This is a genomic window from Corallococcus sp. CA053C, from assembly GCF_003611675.1.
Lineage (GTDB): Bacteria > Myxococcota > Myxococcia > Myxococcales > Myxococcaceae > Corallococcus.
In genome coordinates, this window is record NZ_RAWA01000552.1 from 1 (window position 1) to 5,123 (window position 5,123).

3 protein-coding genes are annotated in these 5,123 nt (G+C 70.5%); all 3 read right to left on the reverse strand.

What is annotated here, in order from left to right; all coding sequences use genetic code 11:
- Nucleotides 1–78: 78 nt before the first annotated feature.
- Entirely contained in the window at nucleotides 79–1,593 is a 1,515-nt protein-coding gene (locus D7V97_RS39690; protein WP_120615772.1) for a trypsin-like peptidase domain-containing protein, read from the reverse strand.
- A gap of 102 nt (nucleotides 1,594–1,695) precedes the next feature.
- Nucleotides 1,696–3,285 carry a glycoside hydrolase family 57 protein gene (locus D7V97_RS39695; RefSeq protein ID WP_120615773.1) on the reverse strand — a complete coding sequence of 530 codons (1,590 nt, stop codon included), beginning with the start codon at nucleotides 3,283–3,285 and terminating at the stop codon, nucleotides 1,696–1,698.
- A gap of 26 nt (nucleotides 3,286–3,311) precedes the next feature.
- A partial coding sequence (locus D7V97_RS39700; RefSeq protein WP_147445175.1) for a DUF4912 domain-containing protein occupies nucleotides 3,312–5,123 on the reverse strand: 1,812 nt, incomplete at its 5' end.

Here is a 5,123-nt window from a genome sequence, read left to right on the forward strand (position 1 = left end):
CCCCTACCCCCACCGCCGTGCTGTCCCCCAGCGAGACGTAGTTGACGCTCATCTGCGTTCGTTAACTCCCACGGCCCTTCAGGGCATTTTCAACGCGCGCAACAGTCGCCCACCGCCGGGGCCGGCCACGCGCAACAGCAGCGTGCTGCCCGCGGGCGCGGCGCGGATGACCGCGGCCAGCTCCTTCGCGCTCGCGATGGGCTTGCGGTTCACCTCCACCACCAGCATGCCCGGGGCCAGCTGCGCGCGGTCCGCGGGCGAGCCGGGGACGATGTCCGTGACGAGCGCTCCAGCGCGCTCGGTGAAGCCCGCCTGGGACGCGGTGCGCGCATCCAGGTCCTGGAGGGACACGCCCACGCGGCGCGAGCTGTCCTGTTCGTCGTTCGCCTCTGGCTTCTTCTTGGACAGACCCTCCAGGTCCGGCCGGGTGCCCATCGTCACCTTGACGTCCTGCTTCTTGCCTTCGCGGAAGAGGCTGAGCGTCGTGACGCTGTTGGGCTTCTTGAGCGCCACGATGCGGGTGAGCTCGCTGTCGGAGCGGACCGTCTGCCCGTCGACGGCGACCACCACGTCGTCCGCCTTGAGCCCCGCCTTCGCCGCGGGGGAGCCGGGGTTGATCTGCGTGAGGATGGCGCCCTCGTTCACCGGCAGCTTCAGCGCCTGCGCCAGGTCGCGCGTGAGGGGCTGGATGCCCACGCCCAGCCAGCCGCGCGTGACGGAGCCGGCCTTCTCCAACTGCGGCAGGAGCGCCTTGATGAGGTTGCTGGGCACGGAGAACCCGATGCCCGTGCCGCCGCCGACGATGGCGGTGTTGATGCCCACCACCTCGCCCTTCATGTTGAAGAGCGGGCCGCCGGAGTTGCCGGGGTTGATGGCGGCGTCCGTCTGCAGGAAGTCGTCGTACGCGCTGGCGCCGATTTCGCGGGCGCGCGCGGAGAGGATGCCCACGCTCACGCTGGACGCGAGGCCGAACGGGTTGCCGATGGCCAACACCCAGTCACCCACGCGCACCGCGTCCGAGTCGCCCAGCTTCACGGTGGGGAGCTGATCCACCTTCTCCTTGATCTTCACCACGGCCACGTCGGTGAGCGGGTCGCGCCCCACCACCTCGCCCGTGAACGAGCGACCGTCATCCAGGCGGATGGTGATGGTGACCGCGTCCTCGATGACGTGGTTGTTGGTGAGCACCAGCCCCTTGGGGTCGATGATGAAGCCGGACCCGGCGCCCTGGCGGATCTGCTCGCGCTCGCTGCGTCCGCGGCCGCCGCCCCGACCACCGTTCCCACCATTGCCACCGAAGAAGCGGTCGAAGAGCGGGTTGTCCTCCATGCCCTCCGGCACCTCCGGCCGGGCCTGCACGTCCACGTTGACGACGGCGGACTTCACCGAGTCCACGAGGGGGGCCAGCGAGGACAGGGACTGCGCCTCGCGCGTGGCGGGCTGCAGGTTGCCGGCCTGTCCGGAGGCCGCCTGCTGGGTCTGCGGTGCGGCCGGCTTCGGCGCCGGTGCCTGCGCGAGCGCGAGCCCGGGCGACACGAGGACCAGCACGGCGGCCACCAGCTTGCGACGGAACGGAGGGAACGTGTGGGTCATGGGTTCTTTCAAGCTAAAGCGGAAACGAGGCCCCGCAACCGGAACGACACCGTCCGCTTGCGGGAGGTCAACTCCCAACCAGCCCGCCTGTTCCCGGAGCGTTCAACCAGGCCGATAGACGCGATAGTCCAGCTCGGGGAACAGGTTGTTGCGACCCTCGACGTGGGACAGCCACGACTCGTCGATGGTGCCCGCGCGCACCTGGTCGTGCAGGCGCAGGAAGCGCTGCAGGTGCTCCTTCGTGCGGCGCACGGCGTAGTCCACCATGGTGCCGGTCTTCATGATGAAGGCCCAGTCGGAGGACTGCGCGAGGAGCAGCTCGCGCGCGGCCTGGTTCAGCGCCCGGCGCGACAGGGACGGCGCATCCGGGAAGTCCCGGGCCAGTTCCACCATCTGCTTCGCGCAGTGGTTGAGGTGGCGGTAGATCCAGTCGTTGCTCCCGTCGAGCCACATATTCGCGTAGCCGCCCGCGCCCCAGGAGGACAGGGGCGGAGTGGCCACCTGGTTCTCGGGGTGCTCGCGCAGGTCGTCCAGGGGGCTGATGAGCGTGAACAGCGCCGGGTCGCGCGCGGCCTGACGGATGAGGGCCTCGATGAAGTGCGGGCCCTCGAACCACCAGTGGCCGAAGAGCTCCGCGTCGTAGGGGGCGACGACCACGGGCTTGCGGCCGCCCATGCGTGACGCGAGGTATTCGAACTGGCGCTGGCGGTTGAAGAGGAAGTTGCCGGCGTGCGTCCAGGCGCGCTCGCGGGCGGCGGCCGGATCATAGGGCTGCTTGTCGTTCGTCTTGCCGGTGATGCGGAAGTACTTGAAGCCGGTGTTCTTGCGGTCGCCGGTGGGCTGGATGAAGGGCCGGATGTAGTCCAGGTCCAGGTCCCAACCGATGTCCCGGTAGAACTCGCGGTAGACGGGGTCGCCGGGGTAGCCGTGCTCGGTGCTCCACACCTGCTGGCTGCTCTCCGGGTCGCGCGCGAAGGCGGCGACGCCGGGCTCGGTGAAGATGGGCGCGTAGGGGCCGTGCAGCGGACGGGGCGTGGCGTCCGTGAGGGCGTGCGTGTCGACGAAGAAGTAGCGGATCCGCTCGGCGGAGAGGATGCGCTCCAGGCCCGGGTAGTAGCCGCACTCGGCCAGCCAGATGCCGGCGGGGTCGCGGCCGAAGTTCTGGCGGTAGTGGTTCGCCGCCACCGTCACCTGGGCGCGCACGGCCTCGGGCGTCTGCTGCATCAGCGGCAGGAAGCCGTGGGTCGCGTTGCAGGTGAGGATCTCTAGATTTCCCGCGTCCTGGAGCCGGCGGAACGCTGCCACGAGGTCGCGCCGGTAGTGGTTGTGGTACGCAAGGCGCAGCGACTCGAAGTGGTCGCGGTGGAAGATGGCCAGCCGGTGGAAGGTGGGGTCGTCGCGGGTGCGGTGCACCTCGCGGGCGCCCAGCTCGCAGAGCAGGTCCAACCGCCGCGCGTAGCGCTCCCGCAGCAGGTCGTCGTTGAGCATCGTGACGAGCGTGGGCGACAGCGTCATCGTCACGCGGTACGGGATGCGCTCCTCGGCCAGCGTGTCGAAGACGCGCAAGAGCGGCAGGTACGTCTCGGAGATGGCCTCGTAGAGCCAGTCCTCCTCGAGGAAGTCTTCGTATTCGGGGTGGCGGACGAAAGGCAGATGCGCGTGGAGGACCAGCGCGAGGGAGCCCAGGCTCATAGGTCAGTCAAGGAGGCCGTGCGGGTTCACGAACGTCCACGGCGCGAGCGCCGGGACCGGGAGGAAGCGGACGGGGAGCCCGGAGATGAAGGGTCCGGGGCTTTCTTGGAGGGCTCTGGCGGTGCGCTCGGAGGCACGGGGGCCTCGGCCTTCGGGGCCGGAGGACTCGGCGGCACGGGGGCCGGTGGGGCCGCTCGCGCTGCCTCCGCAGCCTCTCGTGCCCTGTCGAGGGCCCGCTGTTCGGACGCGGTCAGGCCACGCGCCACGCTCAAGGCCCACGGATCCTTGGGAGCTTCGGGTTCCGCCGCTCGCGGCGACTCCGACCCTTGCGCGCGTGAGTCAGCGGAGAGAGGACCCTGGGCGAACACCGGCGTTGAAGGCGTGCTCGCGCCTTCAATGCCCCCCACCGAAACACCCGAACCCTTCGCCGGGCGCGGCACCTCGCCTTGCGACGAGGGCAAAGCTCCCCGTGCCCGCGAATCCTCAAGGTAGCGCGCGTCCGAAGCACCGGCCGCGCGTGTCGCCGTCACGTACTGCTGATCCGACGCACCCGAGGCACGCGGCACCGTCAGGTACTGCTGATCCGACGCGCCCGACGCACGCGCCGCGCTCAAGTACTGCTGATCCGAAGCCCCAGCCGCGCGAGGCACCGTCAGGTACTGCTGATCCGAAGCCCCGGGCACGGACGACACCGTGAGGTAGCGCTGATCCGATGCTCCAGCGGCGCGCGGCACCGTCAGGTACTGCGAATCCGACGCACCCTGCCCTCGCGCGCCCTCCACGTAGCGCTGATCCGAAGCACCGGGGGCGCGGGGAGACTCCAGCTCCAGGTAGCGGTACTCCGACACACCGCCCGGAAGCAGGCCCTGTCCATAGCGCTGATCCGAAGCACCCGGCGCGCGCGGCACCTCCAGATAGCGGTGCCCTCCCGCCGCGACCTCTCCATAGCGCTGGTCCGAAGCCCCCGGCGCACGCTCCACCGACAGGTAGCGCTGATCCGAAGCTCCCGGCGCACGCGTCGGGGACCATCCGAGCGTCACCTCTCCAACAGGAGCGGCTCCCTCATAGCGCTGGTCCGAAGCACCCGGAGCACGCGGCGCGCTCTCCAAGTGAGCCGTGTCCGCGTAGCGCTGGTCCGAAGCCCCCGGAGCACGCGGCACGGCGATGCGCTCGCGGTGGACCTCCGGGATGTCCCGCACGCCCGCGCTGCCCGGCAGCGACACCCGGCGCCACGTCACGTACTCGCGCTCCGCACCCTCCGGCGCTCGCGCGGGCACCGCCACGACCTCCTCCGCGCGCGGACGGGCCACGACGGGAAGGGGCGGCATGTGCAGGAACCGGATGGACGTATCCGAGGACGGTCCCGCCGGCGGCAGCGTGGCCCGGTTCGACGAGTGACCGATGCGGCGCGAACGACCATCCGCGCCAACGAAGTGCGCCTCCACCCGGTACGTGCGTCCCGGGGCCATGCCCAGCAGGTAGAAGCTGCGCGACTCCAGCGCGAAGTCCACCTCGCGCGACATCCCCTCGCCGTCGAACACCTTCAGCACCGCGCGCGGCGAGGGCAACCCGTCGAGCGCCCGCTTCCGGCTGGCGTCACTGAAGTCCCAGAGGACGAAGAGCGTGTGCGGATCGCGCGCGAGCAGCACCATCGCGTCGTCCTGGTAGTCCAGCGGCAGCATGCCCAGGTGCTCATCGCGCTCCGGCGACGCATCCGCGGGGGGCAGGCGCGGCGCCTGCTCCTCCAACAGGTGGTGCCGGCGCGCCTCGCCCTGCCCCGCGATCTTCGTGACGAAGAACCCCTCCACCAGGGGCTCGGCGGCATGCGGGGGCGGGGG

Coding starts and splice junctions, on each gene's coding strand:
- D7V97_RS39690 (WP_120615772.1), bottom strand. CDS start 1,593: ATGACCCACACGTTCCCTCCGTTCCGTCGCAAGCTGGTGGCCGCCGTG.
- D7V97_RS39695 (WP_120615773.1), bottom strand. CDS start 3,285: ATGAGCCTGGGCTCCCTCGCGCTGGTCCTCCACGCGCATCTGCCTTTC.